Here is a 23,305-nt window from a genome sequence, read left to right as displayed (position 1 = left end):
GCCAGCCGTGAGCGGGTCCGGGTGGCAGTGAGGTGGCGCTGAGGCGGTGCTGAGCCGGGGCTGAGCGTGTGGCGTCCCGGCTGCCGTGGCGGGCCCGACGTGGCTTCGGGCCCGCCGGAGCGCCGGGCCCCGCCGGGGTCTCGTGGCGCTGGGGCGGGCGGGGGCAGCCAAGGGGCAGCCAAGGGTCAGGCGGGTGTCAGGCAGGTGTCAGCAGGCCCATGGTCAGGTCGGCCGCGACGCCGTAGTGGTCGCTGGGCCAGACGTCGTCGGTCGGCTCGTGGAAGGCGAGGGCGGCGCGGCGTACGTGGGCGAAGCTGTGGGGGTGGGCGTGCGGGGAGCCGACGAAGACGTAGTCGAGGCGCCGGTGGTGGCGGGGCTGGCGGGCCAGCAGCTCGATGTCCTCGGTGGCGTTGGGGTTGTCGGTGGTCCAGGTGTGTCCGGGGCCGGTGCCCGCGACCTCCCACGCGTCGTGGAAGTGCGTGCTGCGGCCCGCGAGTGACTGCCGTCCGGTCAGGTAGCGGATGCTGGACGCGTCGGGGTCCGCGTTGAAGTCGCCAGCCATGAGGGTGGGCAGGGCCGTCCGGTGCCGGGCGTCGAGGTCGCACAGGGCCAGGACCTGGCGCTCGCGCTGTGCTTCCGCGTCGAGCCGGAACGACGTCGTGGGCGCGAGGAACAGCACCTCGCCCAGGCCGGGCAGGGGCACCAGCGCCGCCAGGGTGAGCCAGGGGACGTCGGGCGCGTCCGTGCCGCGCTGGTCGAGGGTCTCGACGACGCGGTGGGGCCAGCGCGTGGCGATCGCGGTGCCGCCGTACCGGTCCGCGTACGGCGGTTGTGTCTCGGCCGTCTGCGACTGGTGGGTGGCGTGCAGTCCGGTGCCCTCGACCAGGTCGGGCAGTTGGCCGGGCAGGACCTCCTGGAGGGCGACGAGGTCGGGGTTCAGGCGCCGCAGTTCGGCGTTGATCAGCGCTGTTCTCGCGGTGGCGTCGCCCCGGGTGTGCCATACGTTGAGCGTGACGACGCGCAGGTCCGTGGTCGTCGTGGGAGGCGTCATCGTCGGGGGCGTCATCGTGCGGGGGGTCATCGTTGGGGGTTTCTCCCTGGGTCTGCCGGGTTCGGGTGCGGTACGGGGGTTGTGCGGGGCCCGGGGCGGGCGGGGTGGTGGTGGCGGCCGGGCCCCGGGAGGCCGGGTGCCCAGCCGCCGTCGTTTCGGTCAGCCGAACTGGCCGGGCTGGTAGTCGCCCGCGGGCCGCTGGGTGATGACGTTCAGCCGGTTGAAGGCGTTGATGACGGCGATGACCGACACCAGGGCGCCGAGCTGGTCCTCGTCGTAGTGCTTGGCGGCGTTCGCCCAGACCTCGTCGGGGACGCCCCCGGCCGCGTCGGCGATCCGGGTGCCTTCCTCCGCCAGTTCCAGGGCGGCGCGTTCGGCGTCGGTGAAGACGGTGGCCTCCCGCCAGACCGCGACCAGGTTGAGGCGCGTCGCGGTCTCCCCGGCGTGCGTGGCGTCCTTGGTGTGCATGTCGACGCAGAAGCCGCAGCCGTTGATCTGGCTGGCGCGCAGCAGCACCAGTTCCCGCGTCGTGGCCGGGAGCGCGTCGGCGACCGCCCGGCCCGCCGCGGCGAGGTGCTTGAGGGACGTGGCGGCGACCGGGTTGGCGAGGAAGTCCAGACGGGTTTCCATGGTGGTTTCCCTTTCGTGTGTGGGTGCGTGTGTGTGGGTGGGTGTGTGGGTGTGTTGGTGTGTGTGGCTGTGCGTACGCGGGTGCCCGGGTGCGCGGGTGTTCGTATGTACGCATGTGTGCGTGCTGACCTGCGCTCGCATGGGCGGCGCGTACGTGTTCGTGGGGGGTTCGTACGGAGCTGCTGCGCCGCGAGGGCGGAACAGCCGCTTCCGGGACCGTGTTCGTCCCACCAGTACCGACGAGGCAGCCGTACGGGATGTCAGGCCGGGCGGCGGCCTGACGTTTTCGGCGGCTGTCTCGTCGTACCTGTGAGACCACGTGTCAGGTCACGGATCACGCGTCCGATGACGGACCACGCAGCCAAAGGGAGCGGCACGCCATGAGCACCCCCACCGGGCCGGAGGACGGCCAGCTCGATCCGGGCCTGAGCGCGATCGTGAGCGAGCGGCGCCATCTGATCAACCTCGCCTACCGGCTGCTCGGTTCGCTGGCCGACGCCGAGGACGTCGTACAGGAGACGTACGCCCGCTGGTACGCGCTGTCGCGGCGGCAGCAGGAGGCCATCGCGTCTCCCGGTGCCTGGCTGACGAGGGTGGCCAGCCGGGTGTGTCTGGATCTGCTGGGCTCGGCGCGGGTGCGGCGGGAGAGCTATGTGGGCGAGTGGATTCCGGAGCCGGTGCCGGATCGCAGCGAGTGGGGCGAGGGGCGGTCCGGGTCCGTCGGGGGCGATCCGGCTGACCGGGTCACGCTCGACGAGTCGGTCAGCATGGCCTTCCTCGTCGTGCTGGAGTCGATGACTCCGGCGGAGCGCGTCGCGTTCGTGCTGCACGATGTCTTCCGCTACCCCTTCGCCGAGGTCGCGGAGATCGTGGGCCGCACCCCGGCGGCCTGCCGCCAACTGGCCTCCTCCGCGCGGCGCCGGGTGCGCACCGCGCGGAACCCGGCGGGCCTGGACGTCCAACGTGCGGCTGTCGTACGGGACTTCAAGCAGGCGTGGGACGCCCGGGACATCGACGCCCTCATCGGTCTCCTGGCTCCGGACGTCACGGCGGTCGGCGACGGCGGCGGCCTGGTCAGCGCCGTGCCGCACCCCGTCGAGGGCGCCGGGCAGGTCGCGCGCCACCTGGTCGACGTCGCGCGCAGGGCGCCCGGGCTGGCGATCGTGGAGCGCACGGTCAACGGCCAGCCGGGGCTGGTGCTCCAGGTGGACGGGGTGACGGTGACCGTGGTCGCGTTCGACGTCGTGGGCGGGCGGGTCCGGCACATCTGGGCGGTGCGCAACCCGGACAAGCTGCGGCCCTGGGTCGCGCGGGGCTAGGGGGCCGCGGCGGTGAGGTAGCGCTGCACGGTCGGGGCGATCCAGGCGATGGCTTCCTCGCGGGTCATGTCGGTGGCCGGGGGAAGCGCAGGACGAAGCGGGCCAGGGCCAGGCCGAGGATCTGCGAGGTGACGAGGGCGGCGCGGCGCGGCACCTCGGCCGGGTCGGGGCACACGGGGGTGATCGCCGGACCGAGCTGCTGCCGGAAGATCTCCTGGATCCGCTCGGCTCCGGCCTGGTGGGTGACGCCGACGCGGAGCAGCGCGGTCAGTACGTCGTCGCCCTCCCAGCGGTCGAGGAAGTGCGCGACCAGGACCGCGCCGACGTCCTGGAGGGGCACCGCGGTGAGGTCCGGCAGCCGCAGGTCGGTGTCGGAGGCGGCGATGAACAGGCGTTCCTTGCTGCCGTAGTACCGCATCACCATCGACGGGTCGATGCCGACGGCGCGGGCGATGGCTCGGATCGTGGCGCGTTCGTACCCCTCGGCGGCGAAGCTCTCGCGTGCGGCTTGCAGGATCGCGGCGCGGGTGGCGTCGGAGCGGCGGGGCGCGGGCGCGGGCGCGGGAGAGGGGGAGGGGGAGGTCTGGGTCACGTCAACAACTGTAGGCCAACGAGTGTTGACCTACCAGGGGTCGGGTTCTATCGTCGTCAACAGGCGTTGGCCAACGAGCGTTGACAATCGAGCGTTGACCAACAGATGCCGACCAACGCCAGTCCACTTCTCCGGTACCACCCGCTGCGACACATGGAGGCCGCCGTGGCCAGCACGGACCGCACGGACCGCATGGACCAGTCAGCACGCACGGACCAGTCAGCACGCACGGTCCAGTCAGACCGCACCGCCCCCGGCGCCGCCTCGACCCCTGTGCCGACCGACACTGACACTGACACTGACGTGATCGTCGTAGGCGCGGGCCCCACCGGTCTGCTTCTCGCCGGGGACCTGGCCGCGGCGGGTCACCGGGTCGTCCTCGCCGAGCGCCGCCCGCACCAGATCTCCAACCTGACGCGCGCCTTCGCCGTCCACGCCCGCACCCTGGAGCTCCTGGACGCCCGGGGCCTGGCGGACGACCTGATCAAGACCGGGCACGCCACCCGCAGTCTGCGGGTCTTCGGCCGCGGTCAGATGGACCTCGCGGGCCTGCCCACCCGCTTCCCGTTCCTGCTGGCCACGCCGCAGTACGAGGTCGAGCGCCTGCTGGAGCGGCGGGCCGTCGAGGCCGGTGTCGACTTCCGCTACGAGCACGAACTCGTCGGCATCGAGCAGGACTCCCCCGCCGTGCCGGGCGCGGTGCGGGCCACGCTGCGCACCGATGAGGGCGCTACCGTCGTGTGCTCCGCCCGGTACCTCGTCGGCGCCGACGGCCATCGCAGCGGCGTGCGCGAGGCGTTGGGGATCCCCTTCCCCGGGGAGGCCGTACTGAAGTCGATCGTCCTCGCGGACGTGAAGCTGGCCCGCCCGCCGCGGGACGTGCCGCTGCTGCGCATCGCGCCCGGCGCCGCGTGCTTCGTGTTCATCGCGCCCTTCGGCGACGGCTACTACCGGGTCATCGGCTGGGACCGCGACCGCGTCGCCCCGCAGGGTACGCCCGTCGGGTTCGACGAGATCAGGGGCCTGCTCACGCGTACCACGGGGGACGACCTCGGCGCGCACGAGCCGCGCTGGCTCTCCCGCTTCCACAGCGACGAGCGGCAGGCGCCCCGCTACCGCGAGGGCCGCTGCTTCCTCGCGGGTGACGCCGCCCACGTGCACTCCCCCGCCGGTGGCCAGGGCATGAACACCGGTCTCCAGGACGCCGCGAACCTGTCCTGGAAGCTGTCCCGAGTTCTGCGCGGCGCCTCCCCCGACGCCCTCCTCGACACCTACCAGGCCGAACGCCACCCCGTCGGCGCCCGGGTGCTGCGCACCAGCGGCGCCCTCGTCCGCCTCGCCATGGCCCACCGCCCCGCGATGCGCGCCGTCCGCGCGCTCGCCGGGTCCGCGCTCGACCTGCTCGCGCCGGTGCGGCGCCGCGCCGCCGGGCAGATCTCCGGCATCGGCATCTCCTACGGGCCCGACGCCCGCCGCGTTCCCGACATCGCGCTCGACGGCGGCGGCCGCCTCTACGAGACGCTGCGGGGCGGCCGGTTCGTGCACATCAGCCCGGTGGGCTCGGGGAGCGTTCCGGCGGTGTCCGACGCGGTGCGCGTGCACTGGCGCGCGGGGTCGCCGCGCACGGACAGCCTCCTCGTACGGCCCGACGGGTACCTCGCGGGGCGGGGGCTGCCGGTGTAGGCGGGGCGGTGTCGTCAGCGCGCCCCGGGCCCCGCTGGCGGCGGGGTCCGGGGCGCGGTGGTGTGGGGCCGGGGCGGAGCGGTGGGGTCCCCGGCCCTGGGGCAGGCCCCGTGGGCCCTGGATGGAGTGGGCCCGTGAGCCCTGGAGTGGGCCCGTGGGCCCTGGAGTGGGTCAGAAGCGGACGTCGGAGCAGGCGTAGAAGGCGTTGCCGGTGTCCGCGATGGTCCAGACGCCGAGGATCAGGTGGCGGCCGGTCTTCTGGGGCAGGACGCCGGAGTGGGTGACGGTGGCGCCGGGCTGGCGGCCGCCGAAGGGGACCGCGAGGAACGGCTGCGGGTCAAGGTCGGCCCTGGTCAGCGGCTTGGTGGGGTCCCAGCCGTCCTTGGTGATGTAGTAGCGGAAGTCGGTGGTGGCGTGGCGGGCGGTGATCCGCCATACGAAGGTGTGGCTCTGGCCCGCGGTCAGCTTGGTGGCGGGCCAGTTGCCGCCGCGCGGGTCGTCCAGCTCGTGGAAGCGTCCGATGCCGCCGGAGCAGATGTGGCCGTCGGCCGGGCCGCGCGCGGGGAAGCCCTTGGGCCCCTCGACGCTCGGCGGCTCCCACTGGATCTGCCCGCAGTTGCGGACGGTGCCGTTGCCGCACAGCTGCTGGCGGCTGATGGGCGAGTCGGTGTAGCCGTGGCTCTGGGCGGTGCCGCTGGTGGCGAGCACGGCCGAGCCTGCGAGGCCGAGGCCGACGAGTAACGAGGTGAGCTTTCTGCGCATGGCGGGCTCCCGAGGTCCGAGGATGCGTGCGGGTGGGGGTGGACGCACGCCTCGGATGCGCTGCCGGGTCGTACGACGAGAAGCATGGGGGAAGGCAGGGCGGCAGCGCGGAATCAACCGGAGGGCACACGTCCGACGCGGTCTAGACCAAGTTCGAGACTAGCCCCGAGTCATAGTCATGTCCATACCAATGAAGGCCGTCCGGCGTGCGGGCGGCCTTCCCGGTGTCCGGTCCTCGGCGCGCGGTCAGCGCACCGGGAAGCCGAAGGTGTAGCCCCGCTGCTTGAGTTGGGGCAGCAGGCGGCGCAGGGCCTCGACGGTCTGGGTGCGGTCGCCGCCCGCGTCGTGGAAGAGGAGCGTGGGGCCGTTGGGCAGTTCGCGTTCGACGGTGGCGACGATGGCGTCCGTGCCCGGGCGTTCGAAGTCCTTGGTGTCCACGTTCCAGCCCAGGGGGCGCATGCCGCGGGAGGCGGCGAGCTTGCGGCTGTACGGGGTGAAGGCGCCGCCGGGCGCGCGGTAGTACATCGGGCGGACGCCGCCGGACGCCTTGGTGATCATGCGTTCGGCGTCGAGGATCTGCCGGGACTGGTAGGCCTCGGTGTTCTTGTCCATCGCGGTGTCGTGCGAGACGGAGTGGTCGCACAGGCGGTGCCCGGCCGCCACCACCTTCTTCACGAGGTCCGGGTGAGCCTGCGCCTGGGTGCCCACCATGCAGAACGTGGCCTTCACGTCGTACTGGCGGAGCAGGTCCAGGATCCGGGGCGTCCACACGGGGTCGGGGCCGTCGTCGATGGTGATGTTGACGCCGCGCTTCCCCTTCTCCGAGGCGTGCGCGATGGTCGCCGACACGGGCTTGACGGCGGCGCCACCCGGCTTGCCGGGCGCGGTCGCCTTCGGCGGGGCGTCCTCCACGCCACCGGCCTGCGCGGTCCACACCGACGCGCCGGTGGCCAGCATCATCACCCCGAGCGCCGCCCCGGCCACCTTGCCGTACCAGCCCCGCCCGCCGCCGTGCCGTGCCATGTCCGCCCCTCTCGCGCAGTCCCCCGCCAAGTCCCGGCCGCCCTCGCGGCCATCCGGATAGATGGGGGGTCCGCGCCGGGGGATGCGTCCGTTACGAACTGCGGACAGTTCCGGGAGGGTTCGCGGACAACTTCGGGTGGGGGGCTCCGGGCGGGGGACTCCGGGCCGGGGGACTCCGGGCCGGGGACTCCGGGCCGGGGGACTCCGGGCCGGGGGACTCGGCGTGGGCGGCTCCGCGTGTGCGGCGGGGGTGGGGGGCGCGGCTGGCTGTCTTGCGGACGGCGAACGCCAGCTCCCTCTCCGACTCGACGCCGACGGCCCGCAGGGCCCGGCGCCCGCCGCGTCGGCCGTGTGGACCGCGCCCGGGGGGTGCCGCTCGCCCTCCACCGCCACCGTGCGGGTCAGCAGGTCATGAGTCAGGCCCTGGTCAGCCTGGGGAGGGGCATCGTGCATCAGTGTGCGTGGCAGGGACGATCGACTAGCGGTGTGGGGCACCGGCGGCCCGACCGGTCAACAAGGCAGCACACCTGGCTGGAGGGCGAACCCGGGCGGATGGTCGAGGTGGGGCGGCACGTTCTGGGAGCCGGGCGGCGACGTCATCCACTACCAGGACGGCAACGCGCTCAGCGACGCGCGGACCCGGTTCGTGGTGACGATGACTTAAGTCCCAGGAGGGGGCGAGGGCTCAGGAGAGTTCGAGCCCCCCGTCGACGGTGAGGACCTGGCCGGTGACGAAGGCGCCCCGCGGGTCGGCGACGCGCACGATCCAGTCCGCGATGTCCTCGGGGACGGCGACGCGGCCCGTGGGGACGCGCTCGCGCTCGGCGGCCCGGACGCGGCGCACGTCCTCCGGGGGCAGCCCGGCGGCGGCCAGCGCCTCCGTCTCCGTGGGGCCGGGGGCGACGGCGTTCACCCGTACGCCCTCGGCGGCGAGTTCCAGCGCCCAGCTGCGCGTCAGCTGCTCCAAGGCGCTCTTGGTGGCCGCGTAGTGCGCCCCACCGGCGAGCGGGCGGTGCCCGTAGGTGCTGGAGACGTTGACGATGGCGCCGGAGGTCTCCCGCAGGTGGGGCAGGGCCGCGTGCGCGAGCAGGCTGGGCGCCGTCACGTTGAGGTCGAACAGGTCGGTGATCGTCGCGTGGTCGGTGTCCGCCAGGGACATCAGGGAGGCGGCACCGGCGTTGTTCACCAGCAGGTCGAGCCGCCCCCACCGCTGGACGGCGGTGGAGACGACTCGGCCTGCGGCGCCGTCCGCGCGCACGTCGACCGGCAGGACCGCGATCCCGTCGTGCGCGCGGGCGGTCTCCGCGAGGGCCGCCTGCCGCCGCCCGACGCCGAGGACGCGCGCCCCCGACTCCGCTAGGGCGACGGCCGTGGCCCGTCCGATGCCGGATCCCGCGCCGGTGACGATGGCGACGAGACCGGAGAAGTGCCGCGGTACAGAACTGGGCATGGCGCTCCGTGACGAGGTGAGGGGGTGGGCGGGGGAGGGGGCGGGGGCTGCGGGCAGCTGACCCAGGCTGGCCGGGCGGCTCAGCCGAACTGGCCGGGCTGGTAGCTCCCGGCGGGCTGCTGGTTGATGACGTTGACGCGGTTGTACGCGTTGATGACGGCGATCAGCGAGACCAGCGCGGCCAGTTGGTCCGCGTCGAAGTGCTTGGCGGCGTTCGCCCAGGCCTCGTCGCTGACGCCGCCGGAGGCGTCGGCGATCCGGGTGCCCTGCTCCGCGAGTTCGAGGGCGGCGCGCTCGGCGTCGGTGAAGACCGTGGCCTCCCGCCAGGTGGCCACGAGGTGGAGGCGCTTGGCGCTCTCGCCCGCGTGGGCGGCGTCGGTGGTGTGCATGTCGGTGCAGAAACCGCAGCCGTTGATCTGGCTCGCGCGGATCTTCACCAGCTCCTGTGTCGCGCGCGGCAGCGTCGAGTCGACGATCACCTTGTTCGCCGAGTTCAGGTGCTTCAGGACCCTGGCCCCCAGCGTGCTGCCGAAGTAGTCGAGACGGGCGTCCATGGTGTGTCCTCCTCGGGGCGTGGTGCCGTGTCACGAGTACTGACCGGGCTCCGCCCCGAGCTGTGACAGAACGAGGCGCTGTGACACCTCGTACGCGGCCTCGGCGCCCGGAGGCCCACGGCGGGTCGGTGTCACAAGAGCTGGGTGTCACAAGAGCTGGGTGTCACAAGTCCGGGGGCCGCCCGGTCTGGTAGGTGAGCCGCGCGGCAGCCGTGTCTCGTAGCCGCCCCCTGCTTCTCCCGTCCCCCTCCCCCGCACTCCCGTACTCCGAGAGGATTGCTCATGAAGGTCGTAGTCATCGGCGGCACCGGGCTCATCGGTGCGAAGCTGGTCGCCGAGCTGACGGCGGAGGGCCACGACGCGGTGGCCGCCGCGCCCAGTACCGGTGTCGACACGCTGACCGGTGAGGGCCTCGCCGGGGTGCTCGCGGGTGCCCGGGTCGTGGTCGACGTGTCCAACTCGCCGTCGTTCGCGGACAACGCCGTCATGGCGTTCTTCCGCACCTCGACCAGCAACGTCACGCTGCTGCCCGCCGGTGACGCGCACATCGCCGACACCCGCTTCGCCGACTGGCTCGCCCGGCAGGTGTGAGCCACGTCGTACGGACGGATCTGGGTAGCCATCACCACCGGCAAGCCGCTTTTCTTACACAACTGCGTTCTGCCCCACGGCAGTTGGCGTCCGCACGCGCCACCGAGACTCACCACCGCACTGGAGGGACCGTCATGCCCCACCTGTCACGCCTAGGCGCGTTCAGCGCCGCGCTCGCCGCCCTGGTCCTGCCCGCCGTCCTGCCCGCGGGGGCCGCCCACGCGACGCCGGGCGGCCCCGGGGTCACCGGCAGGGTCCTCGCCAGGACCACCGTCGGCGACCGGGACTACGTACTCCGCGAGGTCACCATTCCGCCAGGTCAGGCCACGGGATGGCACTACCACGACGGCACGCTGTACGGCCGGGTCAAGCAGGGCACCCTCAGCCACTTCGACTCCACCTGCGCCTCCGACGGGGTGTACCCGGCGGGCAGCGGCCTGAAGGAGCCGCCGGGCGCCGACTATGTGCACTTCGGGCAGAACCGCGGCACCACCGACCTCGTCCTTGAGGTCCTGTACGTGCTGCCGCACGGCGCGCCCTTCTCCCAGGACGCCCCCAACCCGGGCTGCCCCTTCGAGTAGCGGCGGGTTCACGCGGGTCCCGGCAGGTCGAGGGACGCGAGTCTCGCCGGGTCGACCACGATGGTGAGGGCGGTGATCCGGGCGTCGGCGACGGTGAACGCGACGAGGGAGAGGGGCGTGCCGTCGGCGCGCCGGGACAGGATGCCGGGGCGGCCGTTGACGAGCACCGGTCGGCCGTGCGCGGCGGCGCCCGCGGACAGCCGCGCGCCGGTGGCGACCCGGGTCGCGCCGAGGGTGATGAGCACGCCGTCGGCGGTGTCGACGCTCAGCCTCACGTCCGGGTCGAGCACCCGCAGCAGCCCCTCGAAGTCGCCGTGCCGGGCGGCGGCCAGGAACGCCTCGACCACCTCGCGCCGCTGGCGCGCGCCGCCCGTCGACCGCTCGGCCGCCCGCACCTTGGCGCGGGCGCGGCTGGCGAGCATCTTGGTGGCGTTGGTGGACCTGCCGAGGATCCGGCCGATGTCGTCGAACGGCACCGCGAACAGGTCGTGCAGCACGAACGCGAGCCGTTCGCCGGGCCGCAGCGAGTCCAGTACGACGAGGAGCGCGAGCCCGACGGAGTCGGCGAGCGCGGCGTCGTCCTCCGGCGCGGGCCCGTCGTCGGCCGTCACGACGAGTTCGGTCAGCTGGTCGTCGTACGACGCCTGCGGGCGGGCGCGGCGCGCGCGCAGGACGTCGAGGCTGATCCGGCCGACGACGGTGGTCAGCCAGGCGGGGAGGTTGTCGATGGCCGCCGGGTCCTGGCGGGTGAGCCGCAGCCAGGCCTCCTGGACGGCGTCCTCGGCGTCGGCGTGCGAGCCGAGCACGCGGTGGGCGACGGCGCGCAGCCGGTCGCGGTGGGCCTCGAAGGCGGCGGCCATCGGCTCCAGGTCGACCGCCGGGCACGTGGGGGCCGCCGGGGCCGCCGGGTTCTTCGGGCTGGTGCTTGGCATGGTGTTACCTTCCTCCGCGCTGCTCCGTCGTAGGGGTGACGTGCCGGGCCCGGCACAGGTAACCGGCGCGCCACCGGCGCGCACCTCCGACGAAGGGGCAGGACCGATGGAAGCACGTGTGACGAACCCGCCGACTCCCGAACTGACCACCGCGATCCAGCACTTGTTCAAGGCGGTCCACGCCGCTGGCGTCGACCCGCGCCTGCTGGACCTGGTCCACCTGCGGGCCAGCCAGATCAACGGCTGCAGCCCGTGCGTGTTCTCCGGGGTCGCGGCGGCGCGGAAGCACGGGGAGACCGAGGAGCGGCTGCACCACGTGGTGGCGTGGCGGGAGACACCGTTCTTCACGGAGGCGGAGCGGGCGGCGCTGGCGCTGACCGAGGCCGCCACGCGGATCCAGGACGGGGCGCCGGGGGTGACCGACGAGATCTGGGAGGCCGCCGCCGAGCACTTCGGCGCGGAGCAGCTGTCCGCGCTGACCCTGGAGATCGCGGTGACGAACTTCTTCAACCGGGTCAACCGCACCATCCGGGAGCAGGCCGGTCGGACCTGGTGAGCAGGCCGGTCGGACCTGGTGAGCAGGCCGGTCGGACCTGGTGAGCTGAGGGTGGAACCTGGTGAGCTGGCGGTCCGGGTCGCCGTGGGAATCACCGTCCGCGCGGCGGAGTTGTTCGCTGCGACGGCCGTGGCGACGGCGTACGACCCGGGGGGTGCCGATGAGCCTGCGTCAGTTCGAGTACGCGCTCGCCGTGGCCGATGAGGGCTCGGTGACGGCGGCGGCGGAGCGGCTGCGCGTCGCTCAGCCGTCGGTGTCCCAGCAGATCCGGGGCCTGGAGCGGGACCTCGGCGTGGAGCTGTTCGCCCGCACCCCGTCCGGGCTCGTGCCCACGGTGGTGGGGCGGGCGTTCCTGCGGGAGGCCCGGGCGGCGGTGCACGCGGCGCGGCGGGCGCGGGCGACGGCGCGGGCCGGGGCCGACGAGCTGGTGGGCGAGCTGGTGGTCGCGGTGCAGATGGGCTTCGGCACGCGGCAGTTGCCGGGCGCGCTCGGGGCACTGCGGCGCCGCTTCCCGCGCCTTGAGGTGACCGTCTTCGAGGAGCCGAGCGGCGCCGAGCTGGAGCGGCTCGGGCGCCGGGGCGTGCTGGACCTGGCGCTGATGGCAGCGTGCGAGCAGACCCCCGACGACGCCCACCACCTGGGCGACGAGGAGTTCGTCGTGGTGGTGGGCGCCGGGCACCGGCTGCTGGACTCGGAGCGGGTCGGGCTGCGGGCGCTGGAGGGCGAGCCGTGGGTGCGGTTCGACCGGGACGGCGCGCTGGACGCCGTACTGCTTGAGGTGCTGCGGGACAACGGCCTGGCCCCGGCCACGGCCGCGCGGGCGTCCCAGACGGCGACGGCCGTGCGCTGGGCCGCGCACGGGCTCGGGGTGACGCTGGTCCCGGCGTCGGCGGTGCCACGGGAGCACGCGGATCTCGTACGCCCGGTGTTCCCGGCCGTGACCCGGCCGGTCGTCGCGGTGCTGCGGCAGGGGGCGGGACCGGCGGAGACGGCGCTGCTGGAATTCCTGCGGCGGGAGGAGTGGGGCCAGCCGGTTCCCTTCTCGACGGGCACCACCGAGTTCTCCTGAACGTCCCTCGCGTGAACGTCCCTCGCGGGAATGCCCCTCGCGTGAACGCCCCCCGCGTGAATCCCCCTCGCGGGAATTCCCCTCGCGTGATTTCCTCTCGCGTGGGCGGCGGGGAATTCCCAGAACGCGTCGACGTCACGCCTTGGGGAATTCCCCGCCGTCGACCACGAGATTGCCGCCGGTCATCCAGCTCGCCCGGTCCGACACGAGGAACAGCACGGCGTGGGCGATGTCGTCGGGCCGCCCCTCGCGCCCCAGGGGCACGGTGACGTGCTCCTGACCCTGCGTCGGGTCGATGCGCGCCCACTGCTGCCGGGTGGCTTCGCCGCCGGGGGTGGCGACCCGGCCAGGGGTGACGGTGTTGACGCGGACGCCGAACGGGGCGAGTTCGGCGGCCAGGCCCCGGCTGTAGCTCTCCAGGGCCGCCTTCGCCGCCACGTAGTGCAGGAACGGCGGTGGCGTGAGGGGCAGCGCGGCCGAGGAGACGTGCACGATCGCCCCCGTACGGCGTTCCCGCATCGACGGGGTCAGAAGGGCGTCAAGCCGTACCGAGGCGAGGAAGTTCAGGTCCAGGGCGTCCTGCCACTCCTCGTCGGGGATGGTCGACGCGCTCGCGTGGGGCCGCGCGCCGCCCGCGTTGTGGACGAGGACGTCGACCGTGCCGAGCGTCTCCCGCGCGGCGTCGGCGAGCGCCCGCGCGCCGGTGCGCGTCCGCACGTCGGCGGTCACGAAGGCGGCTCCGTCCGGGACGGTGTCCGCCGCTGACCGGGCGGTCGTGAGCACCTCGGCGCCCGCGTCCAGGAGGTGGCGCACGACGGCGGCGCCGATCCCTCGGGTGCCGCCCGTGACCAGGGCCCGCTTTCCCGCGAGTTCCCGTGTTCCCGTGCCGTTCTCGATGGCGGTCATGCCAGTCACCGGCCCTTTCTCGATCGTGAAGTGATCTGCTCGACGGAGGAAGAGAGCGCACGCCTCCGCCGCATCTGGCGAATCCGGCCAGTTCAGCGAATTTGACGAACCCGGCGAACGCGGTTGATTCGTGGCGGGCGCTTCGTCGAGCGCTGTTTCACGGTACGTACGGAAATCCACGAGAGGCAAAGACGAAAGTGCAGCAGGTGCCATAGGAAACCCCTATGGCGGGCACTTCCAGCTTCCAGCTTCCGGCTTCCGGCTTCCGGCTTCCGCCTTCCGGGGGGCGTCAGGCGGTCTGCCAGGGGCGGAGCTTCTCGGGGTTGCGCACCGCCCAGATGCGGCGGATCCGGTCGCCCGCGATCTCGAACGCGAACACGGTCGCGAGGGCGCCGTCCTGCCAGGCCACCAGGCCGGGCAGGCCGTTGACCGTGCGCTCCTGGAACGTGGTGCGGTCGCCGGACACGCGGGCGATCTCGGCGTAGGCGCGGGCGATCCGCTCCCCGCCCACGATCGGGCGGGGGTGGGTGACGGCGAGGCCGCCGCCGTCGGCGGTCGCGACGGCGTCGGGGTCGAGCAGTCCGACCAGGGCCTCGATGTCCTTGGCCTGCCACGCCGTTCGGAACCGCCGGACGACGTCGGCCTGTCCGGCGCCCGGGCCCTTGGGGCCCGCCGGGCTCTGCGCGGCGCGGACGCGGCGGCGGGCGGAGGAGGCGAGCTGGCGGCAGGCCGCCGGGGTGCGGCCGACGATCTCGGCGACCTCGGCGAAGGGGTAGCGGAAGACGTCGTGCAGTACGAACGCGACGCGCTCGGCCGGGGTCATCGTGTCGAGGACGACGAGGAAGGCCATCGTCACCGACTCGTCGAGGGTGACCCGGTCGGCGGGGTCGGCCCCGCCGGTGCCGAGGCACCCGGTGGCCCACTCGGTGGGTTCCGGCAGCGGCTCGGGGATCCAGTCGCCCACGTACGTCTCGCGCCGGGCCCGCGCCGAGCCGAGCAGGTTCAGGCAGACGCGGCTGGCGACGGTCATCAGCCAGGCGCCGGGCGAGTCGATGGCCTCGCGCTCCCGCGGGGACAGGGCGTACCAGCGGGCGTAGGTCTCCTGGACGACGTCCTCGGCGTCGGCCAGCGAACCGAGCAGCCGGTAGCCGAGGTTGATGAGCTGGCGCCGCTCGCTCATGATCGCGCTCAGCCCCGGGTCGCCCTGCTCGGTTCCGCCCCCGGTCCCCGCGTGGCTGGTCATGGTCCGGCCGTCTCCCGCTCTCTCGCCGCTGTTCCGCCGCCCGGTACGGGCGCCTACACGTACGACAGGACAGCGCACCGGATTGTGAGGCGGCGCGGCGGCCTCACAATCCGGTGCGCTGTCCTGTCGTAACGGTGTCGAACCGTTGGGGGCGACGACAAGAGGCAGCGAGACGGCGGCGGGGTGGACCGCGCGCCGGAGAGGGGCTTTCGATGAACGACTTCCAGGCCGTCGCGGACCGCGTGGAGATCGAGGCGCTGCGCGCCGAGTTCACCGACGCGGCGATGATGCGCGACCGGCCCCGCCTGGCGTCGCTGTTCACGGCGGACGGTGTCCTGCGGATGCCGGACGTCCCCGTGGAGCTGACCGGCCGCGAGGAGATCCTCGCCGGGGGTGAGCGGCTGCAGAGCCGGTGGGACTTCTTCGTGCAGAACACCCACCCCGGCGCGGTCGAGCTGGACGGCGACACGGCGACCGGCCGGGCCTACATGCAGGAGATCGTGCGCACCCTCGACGGGTACGAGGGCGTCAACTACGCGGTGTACCACGACCGTTACCGGCGTACGGAGGAGGGCTGGCGGTTCGCGGAGCGGGTGTACGAGGTCCGGTACCTGGACACGTCCCCGCTGGCGGGCGCGGCGCCCCGGGCCGCTGCCGCCGCGTCCTTCACCGAACCGGCGTCGGAGGAGCGGCTGGAGCGGGTGGCCGAGGCGCTGCGGGCGGGCGGCTTCGCCGCGGAGGTCCTCGACGACGCCGCGCAGGCGCGGGCCCGCGTGAAGGAGCTGATCCCCGAGGGCGCCAGCGTGCTCACCGGCGCCAGCGAGACCCTGCGCCTGTCCGGCATCGACGAGGACCTCAACGCCAGCGGCCAGTACGACGCCATCAGGCCGCGCGTCCTGGCCATCGACCGGGCCACCGGCGCCGACGAGATCCGGCGGCTCGTCGCCACGCCCGACTACGTCGTCAACAGCGTCGCCGCGGTCACCGAGTCCGGCGCGCTGGTCCTGGCCTCGGGCAGCGGCAGCCAGCTCCCGGCGAACGCGGGCGGCGCGGCCCACGCCGTGTGGGTCGTGGGCGCGCAGAAGGTGGTGCCGGACCTGGCCACCGCCCTGCGCCGCGTCGAGGAGCACGCCCTGCCGCTGGAGAACGTCCGCGCCCAGGCGGTGTACGGCATGCCGAGCGCCGTCAACCGCCTGCTGGTCCTGAACGCGGAGCCGCGCCCGGGCCGCGGGACGGTGCTGCTGCTGCGGGAGGCAGTGGGGTTCTGAGGGGGCCTGAGGGGTCCTGAGAGGTCCTGAGAGGTCCTGAGGGGGCTGCCGGGGCCCCTTGGGGACGGCTCCAGGGGGACTGGTGGCGGGCTCGGGGCGGCCCGGGGGCGTGGGGGGCGCTTGTCCCAGGTCAGGGCAGGCGTGCCGCGTACCGGCGGCGGAGGAGACGGACCGCGACCTGGTAGACGGCGACGAACACCACGATCGGCACGAAACCGGATACCTGCAGGATCCACGGGATCTCGTCACCCTCCCACCCCGCCCCGGACTCGGACCCGGACCCGGACCCGGACCCGGACCCGGACCCGGACCCGGACTCGGACTCGGACTCGGACTCGGCGAGGACGAACCCGGCCCCCGCCAGCACCAGGATGGAGCCCGTGGTCAGGAGAATGGCCCACACCACCGCGGACTCGCGTGCCGCGGCGCGGCACCGGGCCGCCAGGACGAAGGCGTCGGCCGGGGGCGTCCAGTCCTCGCCGCGCGACCGCTCCCATCGGTCCTTGATGGCCCGCACCTCGTGAGGCTGTGCCCCCACGCCCCCTGGCAGGGGGAACAGTCGGCCCTCCCGGTCGAGCACCAGCGTCCTGTTCGACGCCGGATTGGGGTCGCGCTCGATGCTCAGCACGTCGGACCACGCCGTGCTGCGGGTCCGGAAGAGCTGCCGTACCGCGAGGTGGTCCTCGTACACGAGGGTCGCCGCCCGCCAGAACCAGATGACGCCGAGATACACCGTGCCCATCAGCACGAGCAGGCCCGCCCTGAACGTCGGGGGCAGGTCGTGATCCTCCCGCAGGATCTGCCGCGCCAGCGGAAGGCCCGGCAGCCCGAGGACCAGGGTGACGAACAGCAACGGCCCCGCGCGCAGCCGGTAGCTGCGGATCACTCGGTCGCCGGACTCCGGTCCCATGTGCTCCTCCCGTCGAAGAGCGGCGTCTGGGAGCACAACGGTATCGCCGGACCTTGGCCAGGCGACCCTGGGCGTCCCCGGTCAGCTCAAGGGGGCGCCGCGGGGGGCGTGGATGGTCCGGTGAGTGCCGGATGAGGGGCTGCCGCCGGTCCGGCTGCCGTGCCTACGGCTCGGTGATCGTCGTCGTGACCGGGGTGCCGGTTTCGATGGTGCGGCTCACCGTGCACAGGCGGTCGTGGGAGGTCTTGACCGCGCGGGGCAGGATCGTCCGGGCGCGGTCGCCGGAGGGGCCGTCGGGGAAGGCGACGGAGAAGGTGACGTTGAGGTCCGTCAGGCGGTTGCCGAGTTCGTCGTCGACCTTGTGGCCGGTGACCGTGACGGTGAACGCGGTGGGCTCCGCGTGGCGGGCCGTGGCCACGTCCACGTCGGCCGCCGTGCAGCCGCCGATCGCGGCGAGGAGCAGTTCGACCGGGGTGAAGTCGTCACCGGACCCGGTGCCGAAGCTCACCGTGGCCCCGCGCGCGTTGGTCGCGGTGAACCGGCCGGTGGCGGTCCGCTCGACGGTGACGGAACGCAGCGAGGGCGCGGGCTCTTCGGGCTGTGTGGGCTGGGCGGGCTGTGCGGGCTGTGCGGGGTTGGCAGTCATGGTGCCGACAGTAGTGTTGGGGGGCTTTGGGGGCGTGGTGGGTGTGGTGTGTGGGTGTCGTCCCGTTCCGTTCGCGTCCGTACGGGGTGGCGTGCTGGGGGGCGTATGTCGGCTCGTACAGGGTGGCGTACGGGGGGCTCGTACAGGGTGGCGTACGGAGGGCTCGTACGCGGGTCTCGTACGGGGTGGCCGCGTGCCGGGGGTGCCGGTACGGTGCCGATCATGGCTTGTCGACTCTCCGAACTGATCGTTCCGGCCCAGGATCCGCAGCGTCTCGCGGAGTTCTGGTGCGAGGTCCTCGGCTTCACCGTGCTCGACCTCGACGACGGCGCGGTGGAGATCGGGCCGGAGAGCGGGTTCGGCGGGCTCCAGCCCACGCTGGTCTTCGTGCCCACCACGGAGCCCAAGACCGGCAAGCTGCGCATGCACTTCGACGTCAACGCCACCGACCGCGACCAGGACGCCGAGCTGGAGCGCCTGCTGAAGCTCGGGGCGCGCCGGGCCGACATCGGCCAGACCGGCGACGAGCCCTGGCACTGCCTGATGGACCCCGAGGGCAACGAGTTCTGCCTCCTGCGCGCCCGCCTGAACTGAGCGCGGCACCGTCGGCCCCTCCCCTTCCCCCCGCCAGGGGCTCGGCGGGCTCGGGGGCCCGCATGACGGGCTGACAGGTTCTTCAAAGGTTCTTCATCGTCCTCGTCCTACGGTCGGCCTGCCCGCCGCGCTCGCGGACGGGTCCCGGAGGAGAGCGGGAGAGAAACCGATGAAGACCACTCGGCTACTGCTGGCCGCCGCGGCCTCGGTCCTGGCCCTCGGGCTGGTCGGCTGCGGCAGCGACGGCGGGAACGACAGGGTTCCCACGGCGGCTGGCGCCGACGGCAGGTCCCAGGGCACGTCCGCGGGGGGCGGCCAGGACGGCGGGGACGACGTGGCCGCGTACGTGAAGTCCCAGCGGGAGTACGTGAAGTGCCTGCGGACGAACGGCATCGACGCGCCGGACCCGGACTCCCGGGGGACGATCGACTTCGGCGGCGGCGACGCGGTGCGCGACGTGAAGAAGAACCCGAAGTTCCGGACCGCCACGGAGAAGTGCGCCCAGTACGTGAAGGCGGTGCCCGAGAGCGTCGACCGGGGCAACCAGCCCAAGCTCTCCCCCGAGCAGATCAAGGTGAAGCGCGAGTACGCCGCGTGCATGCAGAAGAACGGCGCCGCCGACTTCCCCGACCCCGGGCCCGACGGGCTCCGACAGGGGGACTGGGACCAGAGCTCGGCCGGGGCGAAGCGGGCCGCGCGCGTCTGCGGGCCGATCGTCGGCGTCCCGGAGAACCCGGGCCCGGGCAAGGGCTGAGTCATGCCGGAGACGGTGACGCCTCTCGGTGACGGCCCCGGTAGCGAACCTGGTGGCACCCCCGGGGGCACCCCGCAGCCGCCGCGCGGTGGGCGCGGGCGGCGCACGGCGCTGATCGCCGCCGCCGTGGCCGTCGTGGCCGCCGTCGCCGTGGTCGGCGCCCTGGGGCTCGGCGGCGGCGACGGCGGCACGGGCGCGCCGCCCCGCTCCGGCTCCCTCGTCCCGGTCACGCGCACCACGCTGACCGAACGCACCGAGGTGGACGGGGAGTTGGGGTACGGCAAGGAGATTCCGCTGCCGGTCAGGGCCACGGGCACGGTGACCTGGCTGCCCCGGCCGGGCGCGGCAGCCGGGCGCGGCGACACACTGCTGCGGGTCGACGACCGCCCGGTGGTGCTGCTGTACGGGGCGCTGCCCATGTACCGGGACCTGGGGCTGACCGCCGCGAGGCCCGCAACGCCCGCGGAGTCCGCGCCGCCGCCTGCCGGGCCCGGCGCGCCCGCGAAGCCCTCGGGGACCGCCGCGCCGCGACAGTCGGCACCGGCGTCACCACGGCAGTCGGCGCGGGAGGTGAAGGGCATGGACGTCCTGCAGTTCGAGACCAATCTGGCCGCGCTCGGCCACACCGGCTTCACCGTGGACGAGACGTTCACGGCGCGCACCGCCGAGGCGGTCAAGCGCTGGCAGGGGTCGCTGGGCCTGCCCCGGACCGGCAGGGTCGGCGTCGGGGACGTCATCTACGCCGGGGGCCGGATACGCGTCGGCCACGCGGGCGTCCGGGTCGGCTCGGCCGCCGCCGAGAACGCCCTGACGTACACCTCCACCTCGCGGAAGGTCGTCGTCAACGCCTCGGCCGCGGACGCCTCCTGGGCCGTACGCGGCACCGCCGTGCGGGTCACGCTGCCCTCGGGGACGACGGTGAAGGGGGTGGTGGCGTCGGTGGGGAAGCAGGCGACCGCAGCGTCCGAGGGCGGCGGCAAGGACGGTTCGGAGCAGGGCGGCGCCGCCACGGTGCCGGTGACCGTCACCATCGGGGACCAGCGGGCTCTGGGGCGGCTGGAGAGCGGGCCCGTGACGGTCGCGTACGTGGGGCGCGAGGTGAAGGACGTCCTCGCGGTTCCCGTCGCCGCGCTGGTCGCGCTCGCGGAGGGCGGGCACGGCCTGGAGACCGCGGACGGCGCGTTCGTCGCGGTCAGGACCGGGCTGTTCGCGGACGGCAAGGTCGAGGTGAGCGGTCGTGGGGTCCGCGAGGGGTTGAGGGTGAGGATTCCGGAGTGACGGGGGTGACAGGGATGACGGGGATGACGGGGGCGGCGGGGGCGGCGGGTGTGCCTGGCGCGACTGGTGGGGGCCGCGGGGGCGGCGGTCCGGTCCTGGAGTTCGACGCGGTCTCCAAGACGTACGCGGGCGGAGTGACGGCGGTGCGTGATGTGAGCCTGCGCATCGGGCGCGGGGAACTGGTGGGGGTGGTCGGGCCGTCGGGCTCCGGCAAGTCCAGCGTGCTCCACCTCATGGGGAGCCTCGACCGGCCCTCCACGGGGCGCGTGCTGGTCGACGGCCACGACGTGGCGGCGCTGTCCGACCGGGAGGTCTCCGCGCTGCGGGCCACGCGGATCGGCTTCGTCTTCCAGCAGTTCCACCTGGCGGTCGGTGTTCCGGTGCTGGACTCGGTGGGTGACGGCCTGCTGTACGCGGGGGTTCCGCTGCGCCGCCGCCGGGCCAGGGCCGCGGCGGCGCTGGCGCGGGTGGGGCTCAGCCACCGGGTCCACCACCTGCCGCACCAGCTCTCCGGTGGGGAGCGGCAGCGGGTCGCGGTGGCCCGCGCGGTGGTCGGCGAGCCGTCGGTGCTGCTGGCGGACGAGCCGACCGGGAACCTCGACTCGGCGTCGGGCGCGGCCGTCCTGGACCTCCTGCGCGAGCTGCACGCCTCCGGCACCACCGTGGTGATCATCACCCACGACCGGGAGATCGCGGCGGGGCTTCCGCGCCGCGTCGAGATGCGCGACGGTGTGGTGGTCGGCGACACGGCGTGGAGTACGGGGATCGGGGTGCGCCGGTGACGGACGGCGTCGCCCCGGGGTCGCGCCGGGCGGAGGCCGACTCCCCTGGCCGGGGCCCGCGTTCCGGGGGCGGGGCGTTACCCGGGAGCGGGGCTTTACCCGGGAGCGGGGCGGCGTCCGAGTCCGGGACGGTGTCAGGGTCCGGGACGGCATCCGGGACCGGGACGGCATCCGGCTCCGGCCGTGGCCGGGCGCGGCTGCGGGCCGCGCGGCTGCGGCCCGCCGACGTCGTACGGCTCGGCGGCACCGGTCTGCGCACCCGCCCGCTGCGCGTCTTCCTCTCCGCGCTCGGCATCGCCATCGGTGTCGCCGCCATGATCGCGGTGGTCGGCATCTCCGGCTCCGGGCAGGCCGAGGTGGACCGTCGGCTGGACGCGCTCGGGACGAATCTGCTGCGGGTCGCCCCCGGCGAGTCCCTCGGGGGCGAGAAGGTGCGGCTGCCGCGCGAGGCCGTGGTGATGGTCCGCCGCATCCCGCCGGTGCGGCAGGTGGCGGCGACGGGCGCGACCGGCGCCAACGTGTACCGCAACGAGCGCATCGCCGTCGGTCACACCGGCTCCCTGAGCGTCCTCGCGGCCGGTCCCGACCTCCTCACCGCCGTCAGCGGTCGCGTCCGTACGGGGCGCTGGCTGGACTCCGCCACCGAGCGGTACCCGGCGGTCGTGCTCGGCGCCACCGCCGCCCAGCGGCTCGACGTGTACGCGCCGGGGACCCGGGTGTGGCTCGGCGGCCGCTGGTTCTCCCTGGTGGGGGTGCTCGATCCGGCGCCGCTCGCGCCGGAGTTGGACGGCGCCGCGCTGGTCGGGTGGTCGGCGGCCCGCACGTACCTGCGCTTCGACGGGCACCCGTCGACGGTGTACGTCCGTGCCGAGGACAGCCAGGTCGCCGCCGTACGGGGGGTGCTCCCGGCGACGGCGTACCCCGAGAAGCCGGGCGAGGTGCGGGTCTCGCGGCCCTCCGACGCGCTCGCGGCCCGCGAGGCCACCGAGTCGGCGCTGACGGGGCTGCTGCTCGGCCTCGGCGGGGTCGCCCTGCTCGTCGGCGGGGTGGGCGTGGGCAACACCATGGTCATCTCGGTCCTGGAGCGGCGCCCGGAGATCGGCCTGCGCCGTGCGCTCGGGGCGACCAGGGGACAGATACGGGCGCAGTTCGTGACGGAATCCCTGCTTCTGTCCCTCTTCGGCGGCCTGGGCGGGACGGTGCTCGGCACGCTGATCACCTCGGGGTACGCCCTCAGCCGGGACTGGCCGACGGTAGTGCCGGTGTGGGCGAGCGCGGCGGGCCTCACCGCGACCGTGCTCATCGGCGTGGCAGCCGGACTGTATCCAGCGGTCCGAGCGAGCAGGCTGGCCCCTACGGACGCACTGTCCGGCGGCTGAGCGGGGTGCTGCGCGCGACGCCGGAGGGGGGCGCTGGTCGGCGTGCCGACCGGAACAGGAACCGCGGGGCTGGGGCGCGCGACCCAGCGGCGTCGGCCCTCTCCGAGCCGGTCAGCGACGGTGCGTTAGCGACGGATGCGTTAGCAACGCCCGTACACCGGCGCCCCGCCTTTCACCACGGGTTGAGGTCTACCGGATTTCCACACGGAAGCAGGGGCGGCCCCCACCGGAACCGCCCCTCTCCATTCCGTTACTTCACCGCTTTCAGCTCCGATAGCGGAACGCTAGAAGCCGCAACTGTAGAGACTGCCACCGTCACTGAGGAGGTCGTCACGGACCCAGCCGCTGACCCCGGTGGAATCGTTCCGTAAGTACGTCCAGGTCTTTCCGTCGTTGCCGCTGGTGTAGCAGTGGTAGTCGAGCCGGTGGCTGTTGTAGGCGATGCCCGTGATGGCACAGCCAGTGCTGGAGCCGCTGCGCTCGTTGGCTCCGTTAGCCGTTCTGTTCCAGGAGCCCCCGTCCTTGTCCGAGGCGGTCTTGCCGCACGACGCGTGGGCGGCGGCCGGGGAGGCGAGGGACAGCGGCACGGCCACGGCGACGGCCGCGATCGCGGGAACCACGGCGGCGATTCGGCGCTTTATTCTGTTCACTTGAACCCCAAGGGACGATTCCGGATCACCGCTCTCGGACACTGAAAGGCACTCGGGCGAAAGCAGTGACCGCCGCATCAAGAGGACGCGACGAAAAGGAAC

At 73.7% G+C, this 23,305-nt stretch carries 23 protein-coding genes and 3 pseudogenes; 13 read left to right on the top strand and 13 right to left on the bottom strand.

Going from position 1 to position 23,305, the window contains the following annotated elements:
• Positions 1–196 precede the first annotated feature (196 nt).
• Both ACOBQU_RS40385 and ACOBQU_RS40380 read right to left on the bottom strand, forming a co-directional pair.
• On the bottom strand, positions 197–1,081 hold the full coding sequence (locus tag ACOBQU_RS40385) for an endonuclease/exonuclease/phosphatase family protein (protein ID WP_423635575.1): 885 nt from the start codon (positions 1,079–1,081) through the stop codon (positions 197–199).
• Positions 1,082–1,210: 129 nt separating this feature from the next.
• Positions 1,211–1,681, bottom strand: coding sequence for a carboxymuconolactone decarboxylase family protein (locus ACOBQU_RS40380; protein WP_423635573.1), 471 nt, complete (start codon positions 1,679–1,681; stop codon positions 1,211–1,213).
• A gap of 380 nt (positions 1,682–2,061) precedes the next feature.
• Here ACOBQU_RS40380 and sigJ (ACOBQU_RS40375) point away from each other — a divergent pair, with 380 nt between their 5' ends.
• Positions 2,062–3,000, top strand: a complete 939-nt coding sequence (gene sigJ / locus ACOBQU_RS40375; RefSeq protein WP_423635571.1) for an RNA polymerase sigma factor SigJ — start codon at positions 2,062–2,064, stop codon at positions 2,998–3,000.
• Here sigJ (ACOBQU_RS40375) and ACOBQU_RS40370 read toward each other — a convergent pair.
• Positions 2,997–3,592: pseudogene (locus ACOBQU_RS40370) on the bottom strand (TetR family transcriptional regulator). The gene sigJ (ACOBQU_RS40375) and the pseudogene ACOBQU_RS40370 overlap by 4 nt on opposite strands.
• 192 nt (positions 3,593–3,784) lie before the next feature.
• Between ACOBQU_RS40370 and ACOBQU_RS40365 the strand changes: the two are divergent.
• The gene (locus ACOBQU_RS40365; protein WP_423635624.1) at positions 3,785–5,275 is read left to right on the top strand and encodes an FAD-dependent monooxygenase; all 1,491 of its coding nucleotides are present in this window, start codon (positions 3,785–3,787) and stop codon (positions 5,273–5,275) included.
• A 171-nt stretch (positions 5,276–5,446) separates the two neighbouring features.
• On the opposite strand, the gene ACOBQU_RS40360 is transcribed toward ACOBQU_RS40365, so the two are convergent.
• Entirely contained in the window at positions 5,447–6,037 is a 591-nt protein-coding gene (locus ACOBQU_RS40360) for a lytic polysaccharide monooxygenase auxiliary activity family 9 protein (RefSeq protein WP_423635569.1), read from the bottom strand.
• A gap of 246 nt (positions 6,038–6,283) precedes the next feature.
• Positions 6,284–7,060, bottom strand: coding sequence for a polysaccharide deacetylase family protein (locus ACOBQU_RS40355; RefSeq protein ID WP_423635567.1), 777 nt, complete (start codon positions 7,058–7,060; stop codon positions 6,284–6,286).
• Positions 7,061–7,591: 531 nt separating this feature from the next.
• Here ACOBQU_RS40355 and ACOBQU_RS40350 point away from each other — a divergent pair.
• Positions 7,592–7,718, top strand: a pseudogene (locus ACOBQU_RS40350) (cupin domain-containing protein); the annotation flags it as partial.
• A gap of 27 nt (positions 7,719–7,745) precedes the next feature.
• Here the strand turns inward: ACOBQU_RS40350 and ACOBQU_RS40345 are convergent.
• Both ACOBQU_RS40345 and ACOBQU_RS40340 read right to left on the bottom strand, forming a co-directional pair.
• Positions 7,746–8,510, bottom strand: coding sequence for an SDR family NAD(P)-dependent oxidoreductase (locus ACOBQU_RS40345; protein ID WP_423635565.1), 765 nt, complete (start codon positions 8,508–8,510; stop codon positions 7,746–7,748).
• A gap of 80 nt (positions 8,511–8,590) precedes the next feature.
• A complete protein-coding gene (locus tag ACOBQU_RS40340; protein WP_423635563.1) occupies positions 8,591–9,064 on the bottom strand; it encodes a carboxymuconolactone decarboxylase family protein in 474 nt (157 codons plus the stop codon).
• A 282-nt stretch (positions 9,065–9,346) separates the two neighbouring features.
• Here ACOBQU_RS40340 and ACOBQU_RS40335 point away from each other — a divergent pair.
• Positions 9,347–9,583: pseudogene (locus ACOBQU_RS40335) on the top strand (NAD-dependent epimerase/dehydratase family protein); the annotation flags it as partial.
• 206 nt (positions 9,584–9,789) lie between these two features.
• Complete coding sequence (locus tag ACOBQU_RS40330; RefSeq protein WP_423635561.1) at positions 9,790–10,236, top strand: cupin domain-containing protein; 447 nt, start codon at positions 9,790–9,792, stop codon at positions 10,234–10,236.
• 8 nt (positions 10,237–10,244) lie between these two features.
• Here the strand turns inward: ACOBQU_RS40330 and ACOBQU_RS40325 are convergent, their stop codons facing one another.
• Entirely contained in the window at positions 10,245–11,096 is an 852-nt protein-coding gene (locus tag ACOBQU_RS40325) for a sigma-70 family RNA polymerase sigma factor (RefSeq protein WP_423635622.1), read from the bottom strand.
• A gap of 178 nt (positions 11,097–11,274) precedes the next feature.
• On the opposite strand from ACOBQU_RS40325, the gene ACOBQU_RS40320 reads away from it, so the two are divergent.
• A complete protein-coding gene (locus ACOBQU_RS40320; protein ID WP_423635559.1) occupies positions 11,275–11,724 on the top strand; it encodes a carboxymuconolactone decarboxylase family protein in 450 nt (149 codons plus the stop codon).
• 160 nt (positions 11,725–11,884) lie between these two features.
• The gene (locus tag ACOBQU_RS40315; RefSeq protein ID WP_423635557.1) at positions 11,885–12,793 is read left to right on the top strand and encodes a LysR family transcriptional regulator; all 909 of its coding nucleotides are present in this window, start codon (positions 11,885–11,887) and stop codon (positions 12,791–12,793) included.
• A 135-nt stretch (positions 12,794–12,928) separates the two neighbouring features.
• Here the strand turns inward: ACOBQU_RS40315 and ACOBQU_RS40310 are convergent, their stop codons facing one another.
• Both ACOBQU_RS40310 and sigJ (ACOBQU_RS40305) read right to left on the bottom strand, forming a co-directional pair.
• Positions 12,929–13,699, bottom strand: a complete 771-nt coding sequence (locus ACOBQU_RS40310) for an SDR family oxidoreductase (protein ID WP_423635555.1) — start codon at positions 13,697–13,699, stop codon at positions 12,929–12,931.
• A gap of 289 nt (positions 13,700–13,988) precedes the next feature.
• Complete coding sequence (gene sigJ, locus ACOBQU_RS40305) at positions 13,989–14,942, bottom strand: RNA polymerase sigma factor SigJ (RefSeq protein WP_423635553.1); 954 nt, start codon at positions 14,940–14,942, stop codon at positions 13,989–13,991.
• A 212-nt stretch (positions 14,943–15,154) separates the two neighbouring features.
• Between sigJ (ACOBQU_RS40305) and ACOBQU_RS40300 the strand changes: the two genes are divergently transcribed.
• Positions 15,155–16,210 carry a nuclear transport factor 2 family protein gene (locus ACOBQU_RS40300; RefSeq protein ID WP_423635551.1) on the top strand — a complete coding sequence of 352 codons (1,056 nt, stop codon included), beginning with the start codon at positions 15,155–15,157 and terminating at the stop codon, positions 16,208–16,210.
• 130 nt (positions 16,211–16,340) lie between these two features.
• Here the strand turns inward: ACOBQU_RS40300 and ACOBQU_RS40295 are convergent, their stop codons facing one another.
• Positions 16,341–17,120 (bottom strand): hypothetical protein, encoded by a 780-nt coding sequence (locus ACOBQU_RS40295; RefSeq protein WP_423635549.1) that lies wholly within the window; start codon positions 17,118–17,120, stop codon positions 16,341–16,343.
• A gap of 163 nt (positions 17,121–17,283) precedes the next feature.
• On the bottom strand, positions 17,284–17,766 hold the full coding sequence (locus ACOBQU_RS40290; protein WP_423635547.1) for an OsmC family protein: 483 nt from the start codon (positions 17,764–17,766) through the stop codon (positions 17,284–17,286).
• A 222-nt stretch (positions 17,767–17,988) separates the two neighbouring features.
• On the opposite strand from ACOBQU_RS40290, the gene ACOBQU_RS40285 reads away from it, so the two are divergent.
• The 5 genes from ACOBQU_RS40285 to ACOBQU_RS40265 all read left to right on the top strand — a co-directional run bounded on the left by ACOBQU_RS40285 (position 17,989) and on the right by ACOBQU_RS40265 (position 22,553).
• Entirely contained in the window at positions 17,989–18,360 is a 372-nt protein-coding gene (locus ACOBQU_RS40285) for a VOC family protein (RefSeq protein ID WP_423635545.1), read from the top strand.
• A 169-nt stretch (positions 18,361–18,529) separates the two neighbouring features.
• The gene (locus ACOBQU_RS40280; protein WP_423635543.1) at positions 18,530–19,114 is read left to right on the top strand and encodes a hypothetical protein; all 585 of its coding nucleotides are present in this window, start codon (positions 18,530–18,532) and stop codon (positions 19,112–19,114) included.
• Positions 19,115–19,117: 3 nt separating this feature from the next.
• Complete coding sequence (locus ACOBQU_RS40275; RefSeq protein WP_423635539.1) at positions 19,118–20,392, top strand: peptidoglycan-binding protein; 1,275 nt, start codon at positions 19,118–19,120, stop codon at positions 20,390–20,392.
• A 23-nt stretch (positions 20,393–20,415) separates the two neighbouring features.
• Entirely contained in the window at positions 20,416–21,174 is a 759-nt protein-coding gene (locus ACOBQU_RS40270; protein WP_423635620.1) for an ABC transporter ATP-binding protein, read from the top strand.
• A 197-nt stretch (positions 21,175–21,371) separates the two neighbouring features.
• The gene (locus ACOBQU_RS40265; RefSeq protein WP_423635618.1) at positions 21,372–22,553 is read left to right on the top strand and encodes an ABC transporter permease; all 1,182 of its coding nucleotides are present in this window, start codon (positions 21,372–21,374) and stop codon (positions 22,551–22,553) included.
• Between the two features lie 284 nt (positions 22,554–22,837).
• Here the strand turns inward: ACOBQU_RS40265 and ACOBQU_RS40260 are convergent, their stop codons facing one another.
• Positions 22,838–23,173: an SH3 domain-containing protein gene (locus tag ACOBQU_RS40260; protein WP_423635537.1), complete on the bottom strand. Its 336-nt coding sequence runs from the start codon at positions 23,171–23,173 to the stop codon at positions 22,838–22,840.
• Positions 23,174–23,305: the final 132 nt, after the last annotated feature.

Origin of the sequence: Streptomyces sp. G45 (assembly GCF_049542095.1) — a bacterium.
Classification (GTDB): Bacteria; Actinomycetota; Actinomycetes; order Streptomycetales; family Streptomycetaceae; genus Streptomyces.
Note: the sequence above shows the minus strand (reverse complement) of the source record. Positions and strands in the feature narration are given on the sequence as shown.